Annotated in this window: 18 protein-coding genes; 9 read left to right on the top strand and 9 right to left on the bottom strand. The window is 43.0% G+C overall.

From position 1 onward, the window contains the following. Window positions 1-109 precede the first annotated feature (109 nt). A complete protein-coding gene (locus AAC147_RS14725) occupies window positions 110-916 on the top strand; it encodes an inositol monophosphatase family protein (protein ID WP_047682454.1) in 807 nt (268 codons plus the stop codon). 141 nt (window positions 917-1,057) lie between these two features. On the opposite strand, the gene AAC147_RS14720 is transcribed toward AAC147_RS14725, so the two are convergent. Together AAC147_RS14720 and ybfF are read right to left on the bottom strand one after the other, a co-directional pair. Further along, window positions 1,058-1,795, bottom strand: coding sequence for a class I SAM-dependent DNA methyltransferase (locus tag AAC147_RS14720; RefSeq protein ID WP_047682452.1), 738 nt, complete (start codon window positions 1,793-1,795; stop codon window positions 1,058-1,060). A gap of 293 nt (window positions 1,796-2,088) precedes the next feature. Then, the gene (ybfF, locus tag AAC147_RS14715; RefSeq protein ID WP_047682450.1) at window positions 2,089-2,880 is read right to left on the bottom strand and encodes an esterase; all 792 of its coding nucleotides are present in this window, start codon (window positions 2,878-2,880) and stop codon (window positions 2,089-2,091) included. Window positions 2,881-3,140: 260 nt separating this feature from the next. On the opposite strand from ybfF, the gene seqA reads away from it, so the two are divergent. Next, window positions 3,141-3,674: a replication initiation negative regulator SeqA gene (gene seqA, locus AAC147_RS14710; protein ID WP_047682448.1), complete on the top strand. Its 534-nt coding sequence runs from the start codon at window positions 3,141-3,143 to the stop codon at window positions 3,672-3,674. 107 nt (window positions 3,675-3,781) lie between these two features. Continuing rightward, entirely contained in the window at window positions 3,782-5,422 is a 1,641-nt protein-coding gene (pgm, locus tag AAC147_RS14705) for a phosphoglucomutase (alpha-D-glucose-1,6-bisphosphate-dependent) (RefSeq protein ID WP_047682447.1), read from the top strand. A gap of 60 nt (window positions 5,423-5,482) precedes the next feature. Here the strand turns inward: pgm and kdpD are convergent, their stop codons facing one another. From kdpD to kdpF, 5 genes are all read right to left on the bottom strand, one after another. Next, entirely contained in the window at window positions 5,483-8,170 is a 2,688-nt protein-coding gene (kdpD, locus tag AAC147_RS14700; protein ID WP_047682445.1) for a two-component system sensor histidine kinase KdpD, read from the bottom strand. A 3-nt stretch (window positions 8,171-8,173) separates the two neighbouring features. Then, the gene (gene kdpC / locus AAC147_RS14695) at window positions 8,174-8,755 is read right to left on the bottom strand and encodes a potassium-transporting ATPase subunit KdpC (RefSeq protein ID WP_047682443.1); all 582 of its coding nucleotides are present in this window, start codon (window positions 8,753-8,755) and stop codon (window positions 8,174-8,176) included. 89 nt (window positions 8,756-8,844) lie between these two features. Continuing rightward, on the bottom strand, window positions 8,845-10,911 hold the full coding sequence (gene kdpB, locus AAC147_RS14690) for a potassium-transporting ATPase subunit KdpB (RefSeq protein ID WP_047682441.1): 2,067 nt from the start codon (window positions 10,909-10,911) through the stop codon (window positions 8,845-8,847). 32 nt (window positions 10,912-10,943) lie between these two features. Continuing rightward, window positions 10,944-12,650, bottom strand: coding sequence for a potassium-transporting ATPase subunit KdpA (gene kdpA / locus AAC147_RS14685; protein ID WP_047682439.1), 1,707 nt, complete (start codon window positions 12,648-12,650; stop codon window positions 10,944-10,946). Next, on the bottom strand, window positions 12,651-12,743 hold the full coding sequence (kdpF, locus tag AAC147_RS14680) for a K(+)-transporting ATPase subunit F (protein ID WP_069202319.1): 93 nt from the start codon (window positions 12,741-12,743) through the stop codon (window positions 12,651-12,653). 359 nt (window positions 12,744-13,102) lie between these two features. Between kdpF and AAC147_RS14675 the strand changes: the two genes are divergently transcribed. After that, window positions 13,103-13,312 carry a YbfA family protein gene (locus tag AAC147_RS14675; protein WP_047682437.1) on the top strand — a complete coding sequence of 70 codons (210 nt, stop codon included), beginning with the start codon at window positions 13,103-13,105 and terminating at the stop codon, window positions 13,310-13,312. A gap of 245 nt (window positions 13,313-13,557) precedes the next feature. After that, entirely contained in the window at window positions 13,558-14,301 is a 744-nt protein-coding gene (locus AAC147_RS14670; protein WP_047682435.1) for a type 2 GTP cyclohydrolase I, read from the top strand. Window positions 14,302-14,371: 70 nt separating this feature from the next. Here AAC147_RS14670 and AAC147_RS14665 read toward each other — a convergent pair whose 3' ends face one another. Beyond that, window positions 14,372-15,490 (bottom strand): multidrug effflux MFS transporter, encoded by a 1,119-nt coding sequence (locus tag AAC147_RS14665; RefSeq protein ID WP_047682433.1) that lies wholly within the window; start codon window positions 15,488-15,490, stop codon window positions 14,372-14,374. Window positions 15,491-15,605: 115 nt separating this feature from the next. Here AAC147_RS14665 and AAC147_RS14660 point away from each other — a divergent pair, with 115 nt between their 5' ends. Then, complete coding sequence (locus AAC147_RS14660) at window positions 15,606-16,367, top strand: AraC family transcriptional regulator (RefSeq protein WP_047682431.1); 762 nt, start codon at window positions 15,606-15,608, stop codon at window positions 16,365-16,367. Between the two features lie 218 nt (window positions 16,368-16,585). Here AAC147_RS14660 and AAC147_RS14655 read toward each other — a convergent pair whose 3' ends face one another. Further along, the gene (locus AAC147_RS14655) at window positions 16,586-17,869 is read right to left on the bottom strand and encodes a citrate synthase (RefSeq protein WP_047682429.1); all 1,284 of its coding nucleotides are present in this window, start codon (window positions 17,867-17,869) and stop codon (window positions 16,586-16,588) included. 623 nt (window positions 17,870-18,492) lie between these two features. On the opposite strand from AAC147_RS14655, the gene sdhC reads away from it, so the two are divergent. From sdhC to sdhA, 3 genes are read left to right on the top strand one after another with little or no spacing between them, the layout of a single operon-like run. After that, entirely contained in the window at window positions 18,493-18,882 is a 390-nt protein-coding gene (sdhC, locus tag AAC147_RS14650; RefSeq protein WP_047682427.1) for a succinate dehydrogenase cytochrome b556 subunit, read from the top strand. Further along, a complete protein-coding gene (gene sdhD, locus AAC147_RS14645; RefSeq protein WP_047682425.1) occupies window positions 18,876-19,223 on the top strand; it encodes a succinate dehydrogenase membrane anchor subunit in 348 nt (115 codons plus the stop codon). The genes sdhC and sdhD overlap by 7 nt, the downstream gene beginning before the upstream one ends. After that, the gene (gene sdhA / locus AAC147_RS14640; RefSeq protein ID WP_047682423.1) at window positions 19,224-20,990 is read left to right on the top strand and encodes a succinate dehydrogenase flavoprotein subunit; all 1,767 of its coding nucleotides are present in this window, start codon (window positions 19,224-19,226) and stop codon (window positions 20,988-20,990) included. It begins immediately after the preceding gene. Window positions 20,991-20,993 lie beyond the last annotated feature (3 nt).

Genomic DNA, 20,993 nt, shown 5'->3' with positions numbered 1-20,993 from the left:
TGGTTAATTTAATATGCTTATGTTTTTTTAACGGGACATTATGATGGCTTTAACAATAGAATTGCTTCGTCGGGATGAGATTAATTAAACCTTGAGGAATTATAAACAGATGTTAGAGATTGCCCTTGAAGCGGTAAATACAATCAGAAAACGAACTCAAGATGCTTTTGACGGTGCGGGACAATTTGATTACAAGTCTAATCATTCTGTTGTCACCCAGACAGATTTAATGCTGGAAACCGAAATTCGCAACATATTAGAAAAACGTAGTCCCGGAGTCCCCATTTTGGGCGAAGAATTTGGGCTAAATGGTGTCGAGAAATTTGAATCCGGCTGGGTTATTGATCCTATAGATGGGACAAGAGCATTTTTGTATGGCGTACCGTTGTTCAGTACGTTGCTGGCTTTTGTTGAGAATGGTGAATCGTTAGTTGGTGTGATTAGTTTTCCGGCCATCTCAACCATTGTTTATGCTTCTCAGGGAGAAGGGTGTTGGATGAGTGTGGAAGGCAAGCCATTACGCCAACTCAAAATTGTTGGGAATTCACCAGAATTTATTGAAAATGCAGTGATTGCTGCTTCTGGAATACACAGTTCCAGCTATAACCTTGTAGACGGTTCGGTTCCTTATAATTTAGATACGTTAGTGAACACTTCCCGTGATTTTATTTTTGTCAATGATTGTTATCAACATGCTATGGTTGCTGCCGGAAGGTTACATTGTGCTATTGATACAATAATGAAACCGTGGGATAGCGCTGCAATTTTGCCCTGTATTAAAGAAGCGGGTGGTGATTTTTGTACACTGAATGGTCGCCGGGAAAAGGTGATGTTTGGTGGTAGCCTGGTATCGGCATGTAATTCAGAATTACTTAATCGGGTAGTGGAGAGAATGAATTCTTCTGTTACTGGTTAAGTAATTCAGAATTTTCTTATTAATTAAATAGCCTATATTCTTAGGCCATTTATTTTTTCCAATTTAATATCCTCTTCATCTTTCAAATTATTATTTTATTGGTTCATTTTGAAAGATGAAGAGATAAATTATTTGATGGTGTTAAAACTGACAAACAAATGCTATATCGTGACAGTTATTTTGGAAATCATCCCAAAAACCTGGTGGGTAACTATCAATATCGCTTTGTAACAGTGTGGGTTTATGCCATGTTAATTGTGTCAATCCTGCTTTATTGCACACTTCTTTATGTTGTTCACGACTCCATTGATACATGGTAAAAGGACTGGGTGGGGTGGTAAGAAATTCTGCCTTGACGAGAGCGCCTTCTTTCCAGGGTTCTTGACTAAGAATATTGACGCGATAATTTATACAGTTTCCTTTTGCTAACCGATAGTCAGGATCAATGGTATAAGCAATCAGTTTACCGTTAGGTGCCAGATTCTTTGCGACTGAACGAAACATCATTTCAAGGTCTTCAAGTGATAGTGCATTACAGAATAGCCAGGCTGCAACTATCAGATCAAATTTTCCGAATGATTCCATATTGCAGGCATCTCTTACATGAAATTCGATATTATCACCGTATTGTTGCGATTTGCTTTTGGCAATCTCAATCATGTTATGTGATATATCGACCCCCACAACTCTTGAAGCACCGTGGTTTCTGAACAATCGGCTAAAAAGACCATATCCACAGGCTAAATCTAACACGGATTTTCCTTGTATATCCCCTGCCAGATTGAGGATAGTCCGAATTTCGATGTTTATTTGGGCGGCAGAGTCTGAAAAACTCTCATATAGATCTGCGATAGGATTATATACGTTTTTAGGATCCATGGTTTTTATCCTTTAATTAATATCAATTGAAGGGGATATTTTTTACTTGGTAAGAATGAAATTTATTATTGGTGTAGTTTTTCCTGATATTTATTTCGTCACAGAACATTAGTGTATAAATAATAATTTAGATATAATTATTTTTGTATTAGTTATATAGTTTAATAAGTATGGAAATAAGGATTTAATAACTAGAATATTAAAAAATAACTTATTAGCGATAGTGTTGAATATATCTCTTGTTGCTACTAACAGGCGTTCAACCCACGTTTACAGGTGGGTTGATATGATGATTATTCTGTTTCTAAAAATCGATGAATTGCCCTGAGTACGGCTTCGGGTTTTTCTGCATGGACCCAGTGTCCGGCACCGGCTATTACCCATGCGTTAGCTTTTGGGAATTGTCTGATAATATCCTGTCGATATTCCTCGGTAATGTAATCTGAATTTCCACCACGGATGAACAGGGCTGGTTTATGCCATGCCGGGATCGTTTCCCAACCGATGATCTTTTCATATTCTTTTTGCAATACAGGCAGGTTGAACTTCCACTCTCCCTGGCGGAAGGATTTTAATAAAAACGGGATCACACCATCTTCCTGAATATTCTGTCGCATGATATCTGTTGCCGCCTGTCGGGTTTGTACCCCTGCTTCGGTAACTTTGTTCAGTGCTGTGAAAATGCCATCATGTTGCCGAACCTGATAAGCCACGGGGGCTATGTCAATAACTACAATTTTTTCAATTCGGTCCGGGGCAATTGCTGTCATGCTCATCGCAATTTTGCCACCCATAGAATGTCCTATGATGATAGCCTTCGGCACATTTAGTTCATCAAGTAGTTCATCAAGAAGTGCTAAAACGTCCTGAGCCATATCGCAATAATCCATATTTTCCGATTGCGGAGAAATACCGTGATTGCGCACGTCAATTTGAATAACCGGATAATATTGTTGTAAATCTCGGCCTAATATTCCCAAATTGCTCAAATCACCAAAAAGCCCATGGATAAGAATAATTGGTGTGGAGGACAGCGGGTTTTCCGGTTTGTGTAAATGATAATTTAATTGATTGTTTGACTTCATAATTTGCCTGAGTTTAATGCCATTCATACAATGTTTAATATTGTAGAGTTTAATATTATGACACATTAGCATGGACAAATGAAATGGGACAAAATGGCTGTAACTGATTGATTTATTTTAGAGGAAAAGCGACTTTTTTTTCAATTCTCAATTGCGGAAAGAATCACTTTAAGTTATTGAAAGTTTAATTGTTTTGTTTTGTTGCATTATATCTTATAATCCGGGGATAATTTTTTCATTAAGAACAGTACTGGATAGAAATGAAAACGATAGAAGTTGATGAAGACCTTTACCGCTTTATTGCAAGCCAAACCCTGCATATCGGTGAAAGTGCATCTGATATTTTACGGCGCATATTGAAATTGGACGCCGGGCAGCCAGTACAAACTACACAGCCTGCCAGCGAGTCTGTCCCTGTCGATAAAGTATCAAATGTGCGTTCCCGTGATACTGTTCGTGTTATGCGCGAATTATTGCTTTCCGATGAATATGCTGAAAAGAAAAAATCCGTTGAGCGTTTCATGTTAGTGTTGTCTACACTGTATAATTTGGACAGTGAAAATTTCTCCAAAGCAACAGAAGAGATGCACGGCCGTACCCGCACTTATTTTGCAGGCGATGAACATACGTTGCTGGCCAGTGGTAAGCAGACCAAACCTCGTCATATCCCCGGCACCCCTTTTTGGGTGATCACCAATACCAATACTGACCGCAAACGCAGCATGATTGAACATATTATGCAGGGGATGAGTTTTCCAGCAAATTTGATTGAAAAGGTGTGTAGCACTATCTAGTTTAGCTACCTGATTTAGCTAGTTAGTTAGCTCTTTAAACTACTCAGCTTATCTGTTCTATACTGCACTGGAGGGGAATCCAGTGCAGCCTTTCAGGAGAAATTAAAGTGGCAATTCATCCAAGGGCAGGGCAACTGGCCCAGCAGCATGATTTAATTAATGTTGCACTTCTCACTTCACAGTATTACACCATACAACCCCATCCAGAAAACCCGGCACATAACGTTAAGTTCGGTACTTCCGGTCATCGTGGCAGCGCTGGACGCAATAGTTTCAATGAAGCACATATTCTGGCAATTTCTCAGGCTATTGTGGAAGTTCGTCAGCAGCACGATATCACAGGACCATGCTATGTAGGGAAAGACACGCATGCACTTTCTGAAGCTGCATTTATTTCAGTGCTGGAAGTGCTGACAGCAAATGGTGTCGATGTCGTTGTACAGGAAAATAATGGTTTTACACCAACACCTGCCATTTCTCATGCAATTCTGTCTTATAATCGCCAGCGGAAAAATTTAGCAGATGGGATTGTGATCACGCCATCCCATAATCCACCAGAAGATGGTGGGATTAAATACAATCCACCGAATGGTGGCCCCGCGGATACGGATCTGACTTCCGTTATCGAGAATCGTGCTAATGAATTGTTGGCAAATAACCTGAACGGGGTTAAACGCCAGTCTTATGAGCAGGCATTGAAAAGTGAATATCTGCATCCACAAGATTTGGTTGAACCTTATGTGACTGCATTAGGTGAAGTTGTGGATATGGCTGCCATACAAAAGGCAGGGTTGAAAATTGGTATTGACCCGCTAGGTGGTTCAGGTATTGCTTACTGGCAGCGCATTGGGGAGTACTATGACCTCGATCTGACATTGGTGAATGACAATATTGACCAGACATTCCGTTTTATGACGCTGGATCGTGATGGTGTGATCAGAATGGATTGCTCATCACGTTGGGCGATGGCGGGTTTACTGGAACTACGTGATAAGTTTGATTTAGCTTTTGCCAATGATCCCGATTATGACCGTCACGGGATTATTACGCCAGCAGGTTTGATGAACCCTAATCATTATCTGGCGACAGCAGTGGATTATCTATTCCGCCATCGTCCACAATGGTCTGAAAAAGTTGCAGTGGGTAAGACACTGGTTTCCAGTGCCATGATTGATCGTGTTGTGACTGATCTGGGGCGTGAATTGGTGGAAGTTCCTGTTGGCTTTAAATGGTTTGTTGATGGACTATATAAAGGCGAATTGGGCTTTGGTGGAGAAGAAAGTGCAGGCGCATCTTTCCTGCGTTTTGACGGTACACCATGGTCAACAGATAAGGATGGTATTATTCTTTGTCTGCTTGCAGCAGAAATGATGGCGACTACCGGTGAAAATCCACAGCAACGCTATGATAAATTAGCTGCGCGTTTTGGTACTCCGAGTTATAGCCGCCTTCAGGCACCGGCAAGCCATCAACAGAAAGCACAATTGTCCAAATTGTCACCGGAAATGGTTAAAGCTGATACATTGGCGGGTGACCCTATTACGGCTCGTTTGACAACCGCTTCAGGCAATGGTGCTTCCATTGGTGGGTTGAAAGTGATGAGCGACAATGGCTGGTTTGCTGCTCGCCCTTCTGGCACAGAAGAAGCTTATAAAATCTATTGTGAAAGTTTCCTTGGTGCTGAACACCGTGAAAAAATTGAGCAAGAAGCTCAGGAAATTGTCAATCAAGTACTCGCTGCGAGTTAATTGACGCTTAACAATGATAAAAGGAAAGCCGTAGCTGTGACTGCGGCTTTTCCGTGGAGATTACTCCGCAATAGAACAAAGCGGTAAGGAAAAATGGAAGCTGGCTCCACCTTTTTCATTATTCGTTGCCCATATTTTCCCATTATGGATTTCAATGATGTTATAACAGATCGTCAACCCTAATCCGGCATTAGGTACAGTCGATTTTCGGTGATTATGTGAGAATTTATCAAAGATAGATTGTTCTTGCCCTACTGGAATACCTGAACCTGTATCCCAAACTTCAATATTAACTTGTTTTTTTTCAACAATGGCTTTGATGCCTAATACTGAGTCTTGATTAGTATGCTTAATAGCATTTTCCAGTAGATTGATAAATACACGCTCTAATAAGGAAGCGTCACACTGTAGCGTTAAATTGGAGGGCAGGGAAAGTTCTACAGAATAATGGCTGAGTGCATAGCTTAATGAATGCAGGGCATTATCAACAATTTTTTCCAACGAATAACAGCCAAAATTGGGCTGAAGGCTGCCTGATTGAATACGTACTATATCCAGAACGTTATTCACCAGATGAGAGGTATTGAGGATTTGTTGGTGAATTTGCTGAAATTGCTTAGCATGATGAGAATTTTCAATGGATAAATCTAATCTCAATGCTTCTGTCTGTTCAGTGAGGATTGTTAGTGGAGTAAGTAAATCGTGGGACAGTGCAGTCAGAAATGCGTTGCGTAATTGTTTCCATTTGTTATCTAATTTGGCTGTTTCTGCACCACGGGCTAAATGTAACCGTTCTAAGGCGTTAGCAATAATTCCAGTAAAAATATGCAGTAACCGCTGTTGTTCCGGTACTAGTAATTGACGAAGGTTAGGTGATTCAATCGCAAGAACAGCAAATACTTGCGACGGAGTTGTTATGGGAATTAACTGATAAGGTACGCCCGGTAGGGTATCCGTACCGGCTCCGGCAGGTTGTTTTTTCTCAAAACACCATTTGGCAATGGCTTCATCAACCAACATTTGCCCACCATTGTAGGATTTCACCTGATATAGGCGGTTATTATTATCCGGCAGTAACAGTCCTGTTTTGGCCTGAAAGCTATTAGATAAAAAGTGGTAGCTGATCCGGGCAACATCTTCTTCATTCAAGGCCCGGCTGAGTTCACGGGTAATTTCATATAAGTGCCGTGTCCGCTGTTCACGATGGCGGGCAACTCTGGCTTGATAACGTATACCCGCGGTCAGGTTTCCCACGACAACTCCTACGATCAACATGACGATAAAGGCGAGCAGGTACTGCATATCTTTAACTGCCAGTGACCAATGTGGCTGAACGAAAAAGAGATCGAAACTGACCACATTGATAAAAGCGGCAAAGACTGAAGGCCAACGCCCATAAAACAGGGCGATGACAACAACGCCGAGTAGGTAGAGTGTCACCAGATTAGCTTTATCAAGAGGCAGTAAAACAGCACGGGAAAATATGGTGATTAAGGCGCACAGTATAATCGCCATCACGAAGCCTTGGATCTGAATGAGCCACTTTTCATTAAATGAGCGGTGATCGGTATGTTCTTTATTATGCGTATGCCAATGTCTTTTGTCTTCCAGAGCAATAATAATGATATCCAGATCGGGGCCAAGTTTGCCTAAACGTTCAACGAAATCAGAGCGCCATCTGCGGTTAAAAATTTTTGAATACAAACTATGGTAACGCCCTACAATGATTTTACCGAGGTTATGTTCTCTTGCGTAACGAAGAATAGCCCTTTCTTTATGAGGCTCAGAAAGTGTAGCGGTTTCTGCTCCCAACTCTTGTGCCAGCCTTAATGCTTTTAAAATAGTACGCCGTTTGACTTCTGGTAGTCGGTGCAGTTTAGGGGTTTCAACGTAAACAGCATGCCAGATACAATCGAGTTTTGCGGCAAGCCGGGCAGCTTTGCGGATCAGTTTTTCATTTCCTTCATTATCACCTATACACAATAGTAAGTTATCCCGTGTATGCCACACTGGCTCTTTTCCCCGTGTATCGCGGAAAGCTCGCATCTGATCATCCACACGATCTGCTGTGCGACGTAAGGCAAGTTCACGTAAGGCGATCAGGTTTCCTTTGCGGAAAAAATGTTCGATAGCTCGTTCCGCTTGACCCGATATATAGACCTTACCTTCGTGGAGTCGCTGGCGCAGATCGTCAGGTGGAAGATCGACTAAAACAACATCGTCTGCACTATCAAATATGTGATCGGGAATGGTTTCCCGCACCCGGATGCCGGTAATGCCACCGACAACATCATTCAGGCTTTCAAGATGTTGTACGTTAATGGTGGTCAGGACATCAATGCCTGCTTCCAGAAGCTCTTCCACGTCCTGCCAACGTTTAGGATGACGGCAGCCTTGAGGATTACTGAATGCTAATTCGTCCATCAAAATAATGGCCGGGCGGCGGGCGATAGCAGCATCAATATCGAATACTGCTATTCTGCGTTTAGCATAGTGGATATGTTTTGGTGGCAGTTGAGGCAAACCTTTCAATAGTGCTGCGGTTTCCTGCCGCCCATGTGTTTCAACGACACCGACAATGACATCCAAACCCTGAGCCAGTAGACGTTGGGCTTCCTGTAACATGGCATAGGTTTTACCTACTCCGGCACAAGCACCAAAAAATATTTTCAGCTTGCCACGTGGTTTCTCATTCGCCAATGTTAGCAGATTGTCTGGGTCCGGGCGTTGTGGTTCGGTCTGATCCATAAGTTATCGGCCTTGTGGTTGCAAGTTATCTAATGCCAGATTAAGTTTCAGAACATTGACTACAGGTTGACCAATATAGTTCGGCAGTGGAGAAGTTGTGTTTTCCTGAATCAGTTTATTAATTACATTTATTGGTATATGGCGGATCGTGGCGATGCGCTGTGCCTGGAATTCGGCTGCTTCAGGTGAAATATGTGGGTCAAGTCCACTACCGGATGCTGTCACTAACTCGACAGGAATTGGTTGGTTTTCCGGGTAGTTAAATAAACGGATTTTAATAATCTGTTGTTGTATTTTATGAAATAAAATCGGGTTAGTCGGTGACAGATTGCTTCCCCCGGATGATAGCGCATTATAGGGCTGTCGGGCGGTCATGGAAGGGCGCCCATGAAAATAGGTGGCTTTGGTGAATTCCTGCCCGATTAATTCAGAACCGATCAATTTTCCATTCTGTTCAATCAATGAACCGGTAGCTTTATGGTGAAACAAGGCTGCTGAGATCCCGGTGATCAGCAGCGGATAAGCAATACCGGTGATCAGGGTAAGAAATATCAACAAAACAATGGAAGAACGTAACCAAATCATTTTTGTCACCTTATTACTTGATAGTCAAATTCTAGAATCTAATGATTTGAAAGCTGCATTATCTGAAATTGTTTTATTCAAAATTTGTGTTACTTAAAACCGAGTGCTGTAAGTAGCATGTCAATAAGTTTGATGCCCACAAAAGGCATAAGCAAACCACCAAGACCATATATCCATAAATTGCGCCGCAGAAGCGACAGTGCATTCATCGGACGATAACTGACACCTTTCAGAGCCAATGGCAGTAAAAAGATAATGACAATCGCATTGAAAATAACCGCCGACAGTACTGCCGATTGTGGTGAATGGAGGTGCATGATATTCAGGGTATTAAGCTGCGGATAAGTAACGGAAAATGCGGCAGGAATAATGGCAAAATATTTGGCAATGTCATTAGCAATACTAAATGTGGTCAAAGAACCTCTGGTCATCAGCATCTGTTTACCAATACGTACCACTTCAATTAATTTGGTGGGATTAGAATCCAAGTCCACCATATTGCCAGCCTCTTTGGCCGCTTGAGTACCTGAATTCATAGCAACGGCAACATCAGCCTGAGCCAGAGCGGGAGCATCGTTTGTACCATCACCAGTCATTGCAACCAAACGCCCTTCAGATTGATATTGGCGGATCAAAGTCAGTTTCGCTTCGGGTGTCGCCTCTGCGAGAAAATCATCAACCCCTGCTTCTGCAGCGATGGCCGCAGCGGTCAGATGATTATCGCCGGTGATCATGACAGTCTTGATCCCCATCCTACGCATTTCATTGAAACGCTCCTTAATACCACCTTTAATGATATCTTTTAGGGCAACGACTCCCAGAACCCGCTGATTTTCGGCAACAACCAGTGGCGTCCCCCCTTTGCTTGCTACTTGCTGTACCAGTAGGTTAATAGCTTCAGGAAATTGACTACGGTTGGCTTCAATATGGCGGCGGATAGCATCAACTGCACCCTTGCGGATCATACGGTCGTTAATGTTGACTCCACTCATGCGGGTCATGGCAGAAAAAGGAACAAACGTAGCGTTTAAGGCACGCAGGTCACGTTCACGCATATTAAAACGTTGTTTTGCCAGGATCACGATGCTACGTCCTTCAGGTGTTTCATCGGCAAGTGAGGAAAGTTGTGCAGCATCAGCCAGTTGTTGTTCCGTCACTCCGGGAGCAGGCAAAAACTGAGATGCCTGACGGTTGCCTAATGTGATCGTGCCGGTTTTATCCAGCAACAGAACATCTACATCACCTGCGGCTTCAATGGCACGCCCACTGGTGGCAATGACATTGGCTTCCAACATGCGACTCATACCTGCAACACCGATAGCAGAAAGCAAACCACCAATGGTGGTGGGAATTAAACAAACTAACAGTGCGATCACCACTGTGACCGTAATGGGAGCACCGGCATGGTTGACTTCAACACTGAATAAGGAAAAAGGGAATAAGCTGGCGCAGGTTAGCAGGAAAATGATGGTGAGAGCGGTAAGCAGAATCGAGAGGGCAATTTCGTTCGGTGTTTTTCGCCGTTTAGCACCTTCAACCATCGAGATCATTCTGTCGAGGAAAGTTTCTCCCGGATTGACAGAACATTCTACGATTAGCCAATCTGATAACACTTGAGTCCCTCCCGTTACGGAGGCAAAATCTCCTCCTGACTCCCGGATCACCGGGGCTGATTCCCCTGTAATAGCACTTTCATTAACCGAAGCACCGCCTTCAATGACTTCCCCATCACAAGGGATAATTTCACCCGCTTCTATGAGTACAATATCGCCTTTGCGTAAACTATCTGACGTGACTTTCTCTTTTGTAGCATCGTGACTGGGCGCGGAAAGTCTGGTGGCCCAGGTTGTTTGTTTTACCCCTTTCAGGCTGGAAGCCTGAGCCTGACTACGTCCTTCTGCCAGCGCTTCCGCAAAATTAGCAAACAGTACAGTGAACCATAACCATAAAGCAATTGACCCGGTAAAGAGTGCTTCACCCTCTGCCTGACCGATTAATATACCGAGCCATAACAAGGTAGTCAGGCAGCTACCAAGATAAACGACAAACATGACCGGATTGTGCCACTGAATGGCCGGATGACATTTTTTTATTGAATCGATAATCGCTTGGCGAATGAGATCGGATTCAAATAATGCCTGTTTTTTATTTCTCATTACTTATCTCACAATGTATCTCACAACTTCACCTAACGTGATAGTTGCCAAAGTTGTAAATGTTCAGCAATAGGGCCAAGAGCTAATGCGGGGATGAAAGTGAGGGCTCCAATCAATAAGATGACCAAAATGAGTAATCCAATGAATAAGGCACTATGCGTTGGTAGCGTACCATTACTGATCGGCTGGCGTTTCTTACTGCTCATGGAACCAGCGATGGACAATACAGGCAGAATGACACCAAAGCGCCCAAGAAACATCACTACTCCTAAGAGCAGATTATAAAATAGGTTGTTGGCTTCCAGGCCAGCGAAAGCACTACCGTTATTATTTGCCGCAGATGTGACAGCATAAAGTATTTCTGTGAAACCGTGCGCTCCGGGATTGGTTACGGCAGCTCGTCCCACATTAAACGAAACTGACAGTGCCGTTCCTAGCAAGATAAGAGAGGGAGTAACTAGAATTGCAAGAGCGACCATTTTCATTTCATGAACATCAATTTTCTTGCCCAAATATTCAGGAGCACGACCTATCATCAAACCCGCAATAAAGACGGCTAACAGAACAAATAGCAACATGCCATAGAGCCCGGCGCCTACGCCACCAAATACGACTTCGCCAATTTGCATTAACCAGAGTGGTATCATGCCCCCTAATGCCGTGAAAGAATCATGCATTGCATTGACTGCGCCACAAGAGGCTGCTGTCGTGATTATGCTGTAAAGAGAGGAAACAAGAATACCAAAGCGGCTTTCCTTTCCTTCCATATTGATATTGCTGTTGACTCCTAATTGCATGAAATGGGGATTACCGGCAGTTTCGGCGTACATCACAACAGATACAGAAACAAGGAAGATGATACTCATTGCCCAGAGTAAGGCATAGCCCTGGCGATTATCTCCGACAACCAGACCAAATGCGAAACACAAGGCGCTAGGGATCAGGAAAATTGCAAGCATTTGTACAAAGTTACTGATGGCATTTGGGTTTTCAAAAGGATGTGCTGAATTTGCTCCAAATATGCCCCCGCCATTTGTTCCCAATAATTTGATAGCTTCCTGAGAAGCAACCGGCCCCATAGGGAGCAGTTGCTGCTGTCCTTCAAGGGTATGGATTGCAACATAGGGAGAGAAATTTTGAATCACGCCCTGGCTGGCAAAGATAAGAGCAAAAATGATCGCCAGAGGTAACAGTAGATATAACGTGATACGAGTGATATCAACCCACGCGTTCCCCAGAGTTTTTACACCCTGACGGGAAAATGCTCGTATTAAGGTAAACGCAATAGCAATACCTGTAGCGGCTGACAGGAAGTTTTGCACTGTTAATCCTGCCATTTGGCTCAGATAACTGAGGGTGTTTTCGCCACTGTAGGCTTGCCAGTTAGTATTAGTTATAAAGCTAATTGCTGTATTGAGTGCCAAATCCCATTTCATACCTGCAAAATGTTGTGGATTGAGTGGCAGATATTTTTGACTTATCAGCAGGATAAATAATAACAACAAGCCTGCAACATTGAATATAATAATGGCAAATGTATATTGCCACCAGTTCATTTCTTTGAAGTTATTGCCAGGTTTTTGTAACCCACAACAACGCCATAGGATTATTTCTGTATTTGTAATCCAGCGAGGTAATTCTCCTTCGATTAGGTTAGCGATAAAATTTCCAAGAGGTTTACTTAATATAAATAGAAATAATAAGAAAGTGGCTATCAGCAGAAAAGAAGAGGCTTCCATTTAGAAATCCTCCGCATTTAATAGCGCATAAATCAAATAGAACAGTAATAGCACTACCAGGATCGCGCCAACAATAATGAGTAATTTATTCACCACTTATCTCCTTGTTTACTTCTTAATAGCTGTTTACTTCTTAATAAAAACAGACGGTTGAAAATAAAAGTGACTATATAAAGAAGATTAAAAAGAGAGCCTGCAAACGTAAAATATAAATGAATTTGATTGATTCAATGTCATAAAAAATAAGTTTAGCAAATCCCAGTAGGTTAATTTTATGTTTTTAAAATGTTTGTTTTGTTTCTGTTTAAGTGTTTTTTTGTAATTAAATTACGTGCCGACAAAAAAAGAGTGATTTTAGGCACTAAAAAAGTGGTCTGATCAGTAGTAAAATTTCATTTCATTGAGTAAAATTTAGTATGTCTTACAGGTATTGCCCATTATGGAGGGTCTTTATGTCTACATATCGTGAATATTCTCGGCATCAGGTTCTCTTACGGCGTGTTGGCGCTGTTGCAGTAGGTGTCATTGCGCTCCCTGTTATGTTATTCAGCCGAAACCGTGCCCGTTTTTACAGCTACTTGCATAAAGTATGGGTAAAAACAAGTGATAAACCCGTATGGTTAGAACGTGCAGAAATTGCCTCTGACACGTTAATTCCCTGAATCTTCTACTCTGTGACTGGCTGTTCTTCGTTTGTTTCTGCATAATGTTTTCTGACTGATATAGCCTACTGAATATAGAATTTAATGTAGTATTCTGACACCTTGCCAGCTTAAGCTGGCAAGGTGTTTTGCTCTTATTGCTTATGACTACTGATGTTGTTACTTAATACATATATATCACTTTGGCTAAGCGAAGAATAGGTACGTCTTCTATGGTGAAAAAGCTAAATAATAAGGGGTGTGTAATGAATAATGTTGAATTAGAGCATGTACTCAATACGGAACTGAATGTTCGTGAGTTTCAGGATTATGCCCCTAATGGATTGCAGGTGGAAGGACGCCCTCATATTCAACGGGTTATAACGGGCGTGACAGCATGTCAGGCTCTGCTGGATGAAGCTGTTCGTTTGGAAGCTGATGCTGTCATTGTACATCATGGGTATTTTTGGAAGAATGAATCGCCTGTTATCCGGGGTATGAAACGCCGTCGTCTACAAACTTTACTCTGCAATGACATTAACCTGTATGGCTACCATCTCCCGTTGGATGCTCATCCTACGTTGGGCAATAATGTCCAGTTAGCACGTCAGATGGGTGTGAAAATCATAGGAACGATTGATCCATTACTTCCTCATGGTGCATTTGATCAACCGATTACTCCGGCAGAATTGTCTGAGCGCCTTGAAAAAAGACTGGAGCGCAAGGTACTGCATTGTGGCGATAACGCCAGGGAAGAGATCCGCACTATCGCATGGTGTACAGGTGGCGGACAAAGTTTTATTGAGCAAGCTGCTGAATTTGGTGTTGATGCTTTTGTTACTGGTGAAGTATCCGAAAAGACCATTCATGTTGCCCGTGAAATGGGGTTACATTTTTATTCGGCAGGGCACCATGCCACTGAGCGCTATGGCATAAAAACGCTTGGTGAATGGCTGACGAATCATCATGGGTTGGATGTCACTTTTATTGATATTCCTAATCCAGCTTGATGTGTATCACAGATTTTTCAATGAAAGAGGCTATTTAATCAATAGCCTCAGTTTCTTATTTATCAGGGTATTACTTATTACGTGATAAAAAGATAATTATGACTCCACTGTAGATCAATATCGTACCTAACGTTTGGCTCCAACCAGCAAGCGCTAAGCCAGCCCCTAACAGCAAATAGTAAAACAACCCTAACAACGCGCCTGCTGTGCCTAATCTATCTGTATAGCGATTTAATGCAGATGCCAAAATATTGGGGATTGCAAGGCCATAAGCAATCACAATACCCAACATAGGGAAAATAAACAGCCAACTATTTTCAAGCAGATAAACACCAATCCCGCTTAATAAGACGAGCCATGCCGCAAGGGATATGATTTTTTTAGTTGGCCATTTCTTTGTTAAAAATTGCTTATTAGATACTGAACCCACCCCAACACCGAGAGTGAAGAGTAGCCCTGTATAACCGAAAAGCTCTGGTGATAATCCGAATTGTGCAAAGCGGAAAGGAGCCAGTTGATAGTAGCTGAATAGACAAATATTGAATAAAGCGATGAGAAACGCACTTCGCCAAATGGCAATATCTTTCAACATTATGCTGGCGGTATCAGATAGCGCAACTGTTGTTACAGTTAACGGGCGTGTTTCTGGTAAGCGAATAACAGACCCACTGATCAAAATAGCAGCCAAAATAGTCAATCCTGCGAATACGGCCTGATAACCGCCAAAATGATTCAGTACAGAGCCGCTGATCATACCAACGGCAGGACTAGCAGCCAATGCAATGCCCATAATGGAGAAAACACGTGCCAGTTCTTCTCCCTGATAACTATCGCGCATGATAGTTTGTGTCCCGATTGAGCTGGCTGCCGCTCCGAAAGCGGATAATATTCTGGCAACCAATAGCAGCCAGAAGTGCTCTGTTAATAGCGCCATAACACAAGCCAGACCATAGAGTAATAATCCGGCAATAATAGCAGGGCGTCTGCCAATAACATCACACATGCGACCCCATACGACGACACCAAAAGCAAAGGCAATAAAGTAAAGTGACAAGGTTTGCGAGGCGTGTTCTGCACTGACGGCAAAACTATTGGCAATATTGGTTAGGGCAGGGCTATAGATGGTTTCCACAATTTGGGGAAACATCATTAAAGCAATAGCGAGCCAAAGTGATGGTTTAACTTGCATGGTATTTTTTCGTCAATGATTGATGACCGGAAGGTTAGCATTCTGATGACTGTCTAATTATGATAAAAAAGACAATAAATTTATATAATCGGACATTAATTTAACGGAAGCTAACATGGCATGGTTGAGGCAAAATGATCATTTTGATCCTGACAGTTTGAATGTCCCTGTAGCAGGCATTGCAGCAGAGTTGGGACAGCACGATTCTGGTTTTCATCAACATAATATGGGGCAGCTACTGTTTACTCAGCGGGGTTGTATCAAGATCACTTTAGCTAATCAGATTTCTGTTTTACCTCCGACCAGAGTGGCATGGATCCCGCCAAAGACATTACATCGGGCGGAAATGCGAGGTTCTGTCGGGTATCGTTCTATCTATATTGATGTTTCTGAAATGGATTGGATACCTGACAGGAGTGAAGTATTGGAAGCTACACCATTGCTACAGGCAGTTTTGGAACGTATTGCAATATCGCCTTTTGATACTGACTGGAGTCAGGGAAAAGATGCACACTTATTGGCAGTGTTTTTTGATGAAATTTGTGAGGCGCGTCGAGAGCCAATTTTATTGCCTTTACCTCTGGATCGCCGTTTGGCCCGTTTGTCGTTTGAACAATTACCGCCACCACTACAGGAAATAGCTACTTATATCGGTGCCAGTGAAAAAACTATTACCCGCATATTTCAGCGTGAAACGGGAATGGGTTACCAACAATGGCGGCAACAATGGCGATTGATTAAGGCAATTGAATTATTGGCACAGGGTAAGACGATATCTTATGTGGCTCAGGAGTTAGGGTTTACCAATGACAGTACTTTTGTCACTTTCTTTCGCAAAATCATGGGAAAGCCGCCACGTGAATATATGGCAGGCTAAGGACTAAGGAGTAAAACCAGTTGCAGGAGACGAAGAGGAGAAAAAACAGATAGTTTCACCAGTAGAAAGCATCATAATCGTTGAAATAATAACGGGTATCATTACATAGCGGATACTGCACCCCACTGTCAGATGGCAAGCCAATTGTGGTGGATTGGCAGGTAAGGTGCAGTATATACACGCTTCAGAATATGAAGTGTGTCAGTCAGTTTGTCAGATTATTTTTGAATCTGACTCGTGAAGTCGCGCTTAGCATGGCCAGTGTAAAGCTGGCGAGGACGAGCGATCTTCAAGCCATCGTCATGCATTTCATTCCAGTGTGCAATCCAACCAATTGTACGGGCAATGGCAAAGATCACGGTAAACATGGAGGATGGAATCCCCATTGCTTTCAGAATAATACCGGAATAGAAATCGACATTCGGATACAGTTTTTTCTCAATAAAGTACGGATCGTTCAGGGCGATACGTTCCAGCTCCATGGCAACTTCCAACAAACTGTCATTCAGACCAAGTTCATCCAGTACTTCATGACAGGTTTCACGCATCACGGTTGCGCGTGGGTCATAGTTTTTATAGACGCGATGACCAAAGCCCATCAGGCGGAAGGAGTCATTTTTATCCTTGGCGCGGGCGACAAATTCAGGAATGTGATCGACAGTCTGGATCTCTTCCAGCATACGCAGACAAGCTTCATTTGCGCCACCATGTGCAGGCCCCCACAATGATGCAATCCCCGCAGCGATGCAGACGAATGGGTTCGCACCAGAAGAACCCGCGGTACGTACTGTTGAAGTTGAAGCATTCTGTTCATGATCCGCATGTAGAATAAAAATGCGATCCATTGCTTTTTCCAATACCGGATTGACCTTATATTCCTCACAAGGCGTTGAAAACATCATATACAGGAAGTTACCGGCATAAGAAAGATCATTACGAGGATAAACAAAAGGTTGACCAATGGAGTATTTGTAACACATTGCTGCCACAGTTGGCATTTTGGATAGCAGACGATATGCAGTAATTTCACGGTGTTGAGGATTATGAACATCCACTGCATCGTGGTAAAAGGCAGCAAGAGCGCCAGTCACGCCACAAAGTACAGCCATAGGGTGAGAATCACGACGGAAACCGTGGAACAGACGGGTAATCTGTTCGTGGATCATCGTATGACGTGTCACAGTTTTTTTGAATTTTTCATATTCTTCGGGTGTTGGTGGCTCCCCATACAGCAGAATATAACAAACTTCCAGATAGTTTGATTTCGTTGCGAGCTGATCGATGGGAAAACCACGGTGCAGCAAAATGCCTTCGTTGCCATCAATATAGGTGATTTTCGACTCGCAGGAGGCAGTGGAAGTGAAACCGGGATCGTAGGTATAGAAGCCTTTTGAGCCGAGGGTACGAACGTCAATCACTTCAGAACCTAGGGTTGGCGTTAGTACGTCTAGTTCGATAGCAGCTGAACCATTTATGGTCAACGTAGCCTTTTTATCAGCCATTTACATCTCCTTAGCGCTTATTTTTTATAACCCCTAACAACCTTCAGATAGGCGCAATTTTTCACTGTGCCGACGGCATTGTGCTACCGGAGAGAATTAAAAATCAGGCTGTATACATTTAGTGCTGAAATCTCATTTACGGACGACAATCGTTTTCAGGTTGTTAAAAAGTTTCTGGATGTCATATCTAAAGTATTTTTAACATAAAATGTTACTATTTTGTGTCATAACGATACTTTTATAAAGCTCGCGTTTTTCGTGAAGTTTACTTTTTCATCGGAAAACGACGGTGGATAATATGCACCGCCATATATGTAAGATAAATGTTTAATCTTTGTCAAACAAGATAGTGGTTTTTATGATAAATGTTTGAAGCGTGATCTTACTCACTGTTCAAGCTAAATGTTAATAATCATATTGTGTGGGAATTGTAATAACAATGTGAAGTACTTATACTGCGTTAAGGTCTCCGGATACCTGATGTAGGAGCACCCAGCGTAATCAAATCACAACGTTTGATGTACAGTAAGGATTGTTAAATTAATGATGTTGTGTCTTTGTATCCTCTTAACGCTGTCTGATTCCCACCCAGGGCCGGAGGATGGAAAATAAAAAAAAGCTGTGTGGGCAAAATTGTGAAAAAACAAAGACCTGTCAACCTCGATTTGCGGACGATAAATCAACCCGTCTCCGCGATAGCTTCGATCTTGCACCGTATCTCAGGCGTCATCACCTTTATAGCAGTCGGCATTTTGCTGTGGTTGCTCGGTATGTCACTGTCTTCGCAAGAGGGCTTCCAGCATGCATCTGAAATTATGACTGGCTTTTTCGCCAAATTTATCCTGTGGGGGATATTAACGGCATTGGGTTACCACATTTGTGGTGGGATCCGCCATGTTTTGATGGATTTTGGCTTCTTGGAAGAGAGCCTTGCTACGGGTAAAACTTCTGCCAAAGTGGCAATCGTGATCGCAGTTATTCTGTCTATTCTGGCTGGGGTATTAATATGGTAAGCAACGCATCCGCATTGGGGCGCACGGGTATTCAGGACTGGCTGTTGTTACGTGCATCTGCAATCGTTATTGTTTTATATGTTTTTTATCTCGTTGGTTTTGTAGCAACAACGTCAGACATCACCTATGAAGTCTGGAGTGGTTTTTTTTCTTCATCTCTCACTAAAGTGTTCACCATATTGGCACTGATTTCTATTCTGGTTCACGCATGGATCGGAATGTGGCAGGTGCTGACAGATTATGTGAAGCCACTGGCACTGCGTCTTGTGTTGCAACTGGTGATTATTGTTGCGCTGCTGGCTTATTTGATTTACGGAACAATTGTTGTGTGGGGTGCATAAATGAAACTGCCGGTAAGAGAGTTTGACGCTGTTGTTATTGGTGCTGGCGGTGCAGGTATGCGTGCTGCACTACAAATTTCACAAATGGGCTTGTCTTGTGCCCTGATTTCTAAGGTTTTTCCGACTCGATCCCATACAGTTTCAGCACAGGGTGGCATTACCGTTGCTCTGGGTAACTCTCATGATGATAACTGGGAATGGCATATGTATGACACGGTAAAAGGCTCCGACTATATCGGTGACCAGGATGCCATCGAATACATGTGTAAAACTGGTCCTGAAGCGATTTTGGAACTGGAACACATGGGGTTGCCATTTTCACGCTTGGATGATGGACGTATCTATCAGCGTCCATTTGGTGGGCAATCCAGAAATTTTGGCGGTGAGCAAGCTGCCCGCACAGCTGCTGCTGCTGACCGTACTGGTCACGCATTACTTCATACCCTTTATCAGCAAAACCTGAAAAACCATACGACCATTTTTTCTGAATGGTATTCTCTGGATCTGGTCAAAAACCAAGATGGTGCTATCGTTGGCTGTACAGCCATCTGTATTGAAACAGGTGAAGTTGTCTATTTCAAAGCCAAGGCAACAATTCTCGCAACAGGCGGTGCAGGCCGTATTTTCCAATCTACGACTAATGCTCACATCAATACTGGTGATGGTGTTGGTATGGCATTGCGTGCTGGTGTTCCTGTCCAGGATATGGAAATGTGGCAATTCCATCCGACAGGAATTGCGGGGGCTGGTGTATTGGTGACAGAAGGTTGCCGTGGTGAAGGTGGCTATCTGCTGAATAAAGATGGTGAACGCTTTATGGAGCGTTATGCACCCAATGCTAAAGATCTGGCTGGTCGTGATGTGGTTGCACGCTCTATGATGATCGAAATCCGTGAAGGTCGCGGTTGTGAAGGCCCATGGGGACCTCACGTGAAATTGAAGCTGGATCATTTGGGTAAAGAGGTTCTGGAATCGCGTCTGCCGGGTATTCTTGAACTGTCCCGTACTTTTGCCCATGTAGATCCTGTAAAAGAACCGATTCCGGTGATCCCAACCTGTCATTACATGATGGGGGGAATTCCAACTAAGATTACGGGTCAGGCACTGACTATTAATGAGAAAGGCGAAGATGTTATCATTCCGGGCTTATTTGCTGTGGGTGAAATCGCTTGCGTATCTGTTCATGGTGCGAACCGTTTAGGGGGTAATTCATTGCTGGATTTGGTGGTTTTTGGTCGTTCTGCTGGTTTGCACTTGAAAGAGTGCCTGATGGAACAGGGAACCAGCCGTGATGCCAGCGAGTCTGATGTTGAAGCAGCACTGCAACGTCTGAACCGTTGGAACAATACCCGTTCAGGCGAAGATCCAGTTGAAATCCGTAAAGCATTGCAGGCTTGTATGCAGCACAACTTCTCTGTATTCCGTGAAGGTGATGCGATGGCGAGAGGATTAGATGAATTGAAAGTCATCCGTGAGCGCCTGCAAAATGCCCGTTTAGATGATACATCATCAGAATTCAATACCCAGCGCATCGAATGTCTGGAATTGGATAACCTGATGGAAACCGCTTATTCGACTGCTGTAGCCGCAAATTTCCGTACAGAAAGTCGTGGAGCACATAGCCGTTTCGATTATCCAGAGCGTGATGATGCAAATTGGCTGTGCCATAGCTTGTATTTACCGCAGACTGAGAGCATGACCCGTCGTGAAGTGAACATGCAGCCAAAATTGCGTGAAGCCTTCCCGCCAAAAGTGCGTTCTTACTAATTG

The organism is Xenorhabdus sp. NBAII XenSa04 (assembly GCF_963866145.1).
GTDB classification, from domain to species: domain Bacteria; phylum Pseudomonadota; class Gammaproteobacteria; order Enterobacterales; family Enterobacteriaceae; genus Xenorhabdus; species Xenorhabdus indica.
The sequence above is the reverse complement of the archived record's forward strand: the minus strand, read 5'-3'. Positions and strand labels throughout refer to the sequence as shown.

Coding starts and splice junctions, on each gene's coding strand:
- seqA (WP_047682448.1), top strand. CDS start 3,141: ATGAAAACGATAGAAGTTGATGAAGACCTTTACCGCTTTATTGCAAGC.
- kdpA (WP_047682439.1), bottom strand. CDS start 12,650: ATGGAAGCCTCTTCTTTTCTGCTGATAGCCACTTTCTTATTATTTCTA.
- kdpD (WP_047682445.1), bottom strand. CDS start 8,170: ATGGATCAGACCGAACCACAACGCCCGGACCCAGACAATCTGCTAACA.
- AAC147_RS14670 (WP_047682435.1), top strand. CDS start 13,558: ATGAATAATGTTGAATTAGAGCATGTACTCAATACGGAACTGAATGTT.
- sdhD (WP_047682425.1), top strand. CDS start 18,876: ATGGTAAGCAACGCATCCGCATTGGGGCGCACGGGTATTCAGGACTGG.
- AAC147_RS14675 (WP_047682437.1), top strand. CDS start 13,103: ATGTCTACATATCGTGAATATTCTCGGCATCAGGTTCTCTTACGGCGT.
- kdpC (WP_047682443.1), bottom strand. CDS start 8,755: ATGATTTGGTTACGTTCTTCCATTGTTTTGTTGATATTTCTTACCCTG.
- AAC147_RS14660 (WP_047682431.1), top strand. CDS start 15,606: ATGGCATGGTTGAGGCAAAATGATCATTTTGATCCTGACAGTTTGAAT.
- AAC147_RS14725 (WP_047682454.1), top strand. CDS start 110: ATGTTAGAGATTGCCCTTGAAGCGGTAAATACAATCAGAAAACGAACT.
- sdhA (WP_047682423.1), top strand. CDS start 19,224: ATGAAACTGCCGGTAAGAGAGTTTGACGCTGTTGTTATTGGTGCTGGC.
- AAC147_RS14720 (WP_047682452.1), bottom strand. CDS start 1,795: ATGGATCCTAAAAACGTATATAATCCTATCGCAGATCTATATGAGAGT.
- AAC147_RS14665 (WP_047682433.1), bottom strand. CDS start 15,490: ATGCAAGTTAAACCATCACTTTGGCTCGCTATTGCTTTAATGATGTTT.
- ybfF (WP_047682450.1), bottom strand. CDS start 2,880: ATGAAGTCAAACAATCAATTAAATTATCATTTACACAAACCGGAAAAC.
- kdpB (WP_047682441.1), bottom strand. CDS start 10,911: ATGAGAAATAAAAAACAGGCATTATTTGAATCCGATCTCATTCGCCAA.
- AAC147_RS14655 (WP_047682429.1), bottom strand. CDS start 17,869: ATGGCTGATAAAAAGGCTACGTTGACCATAAATGGTTCAGCTGCTATC.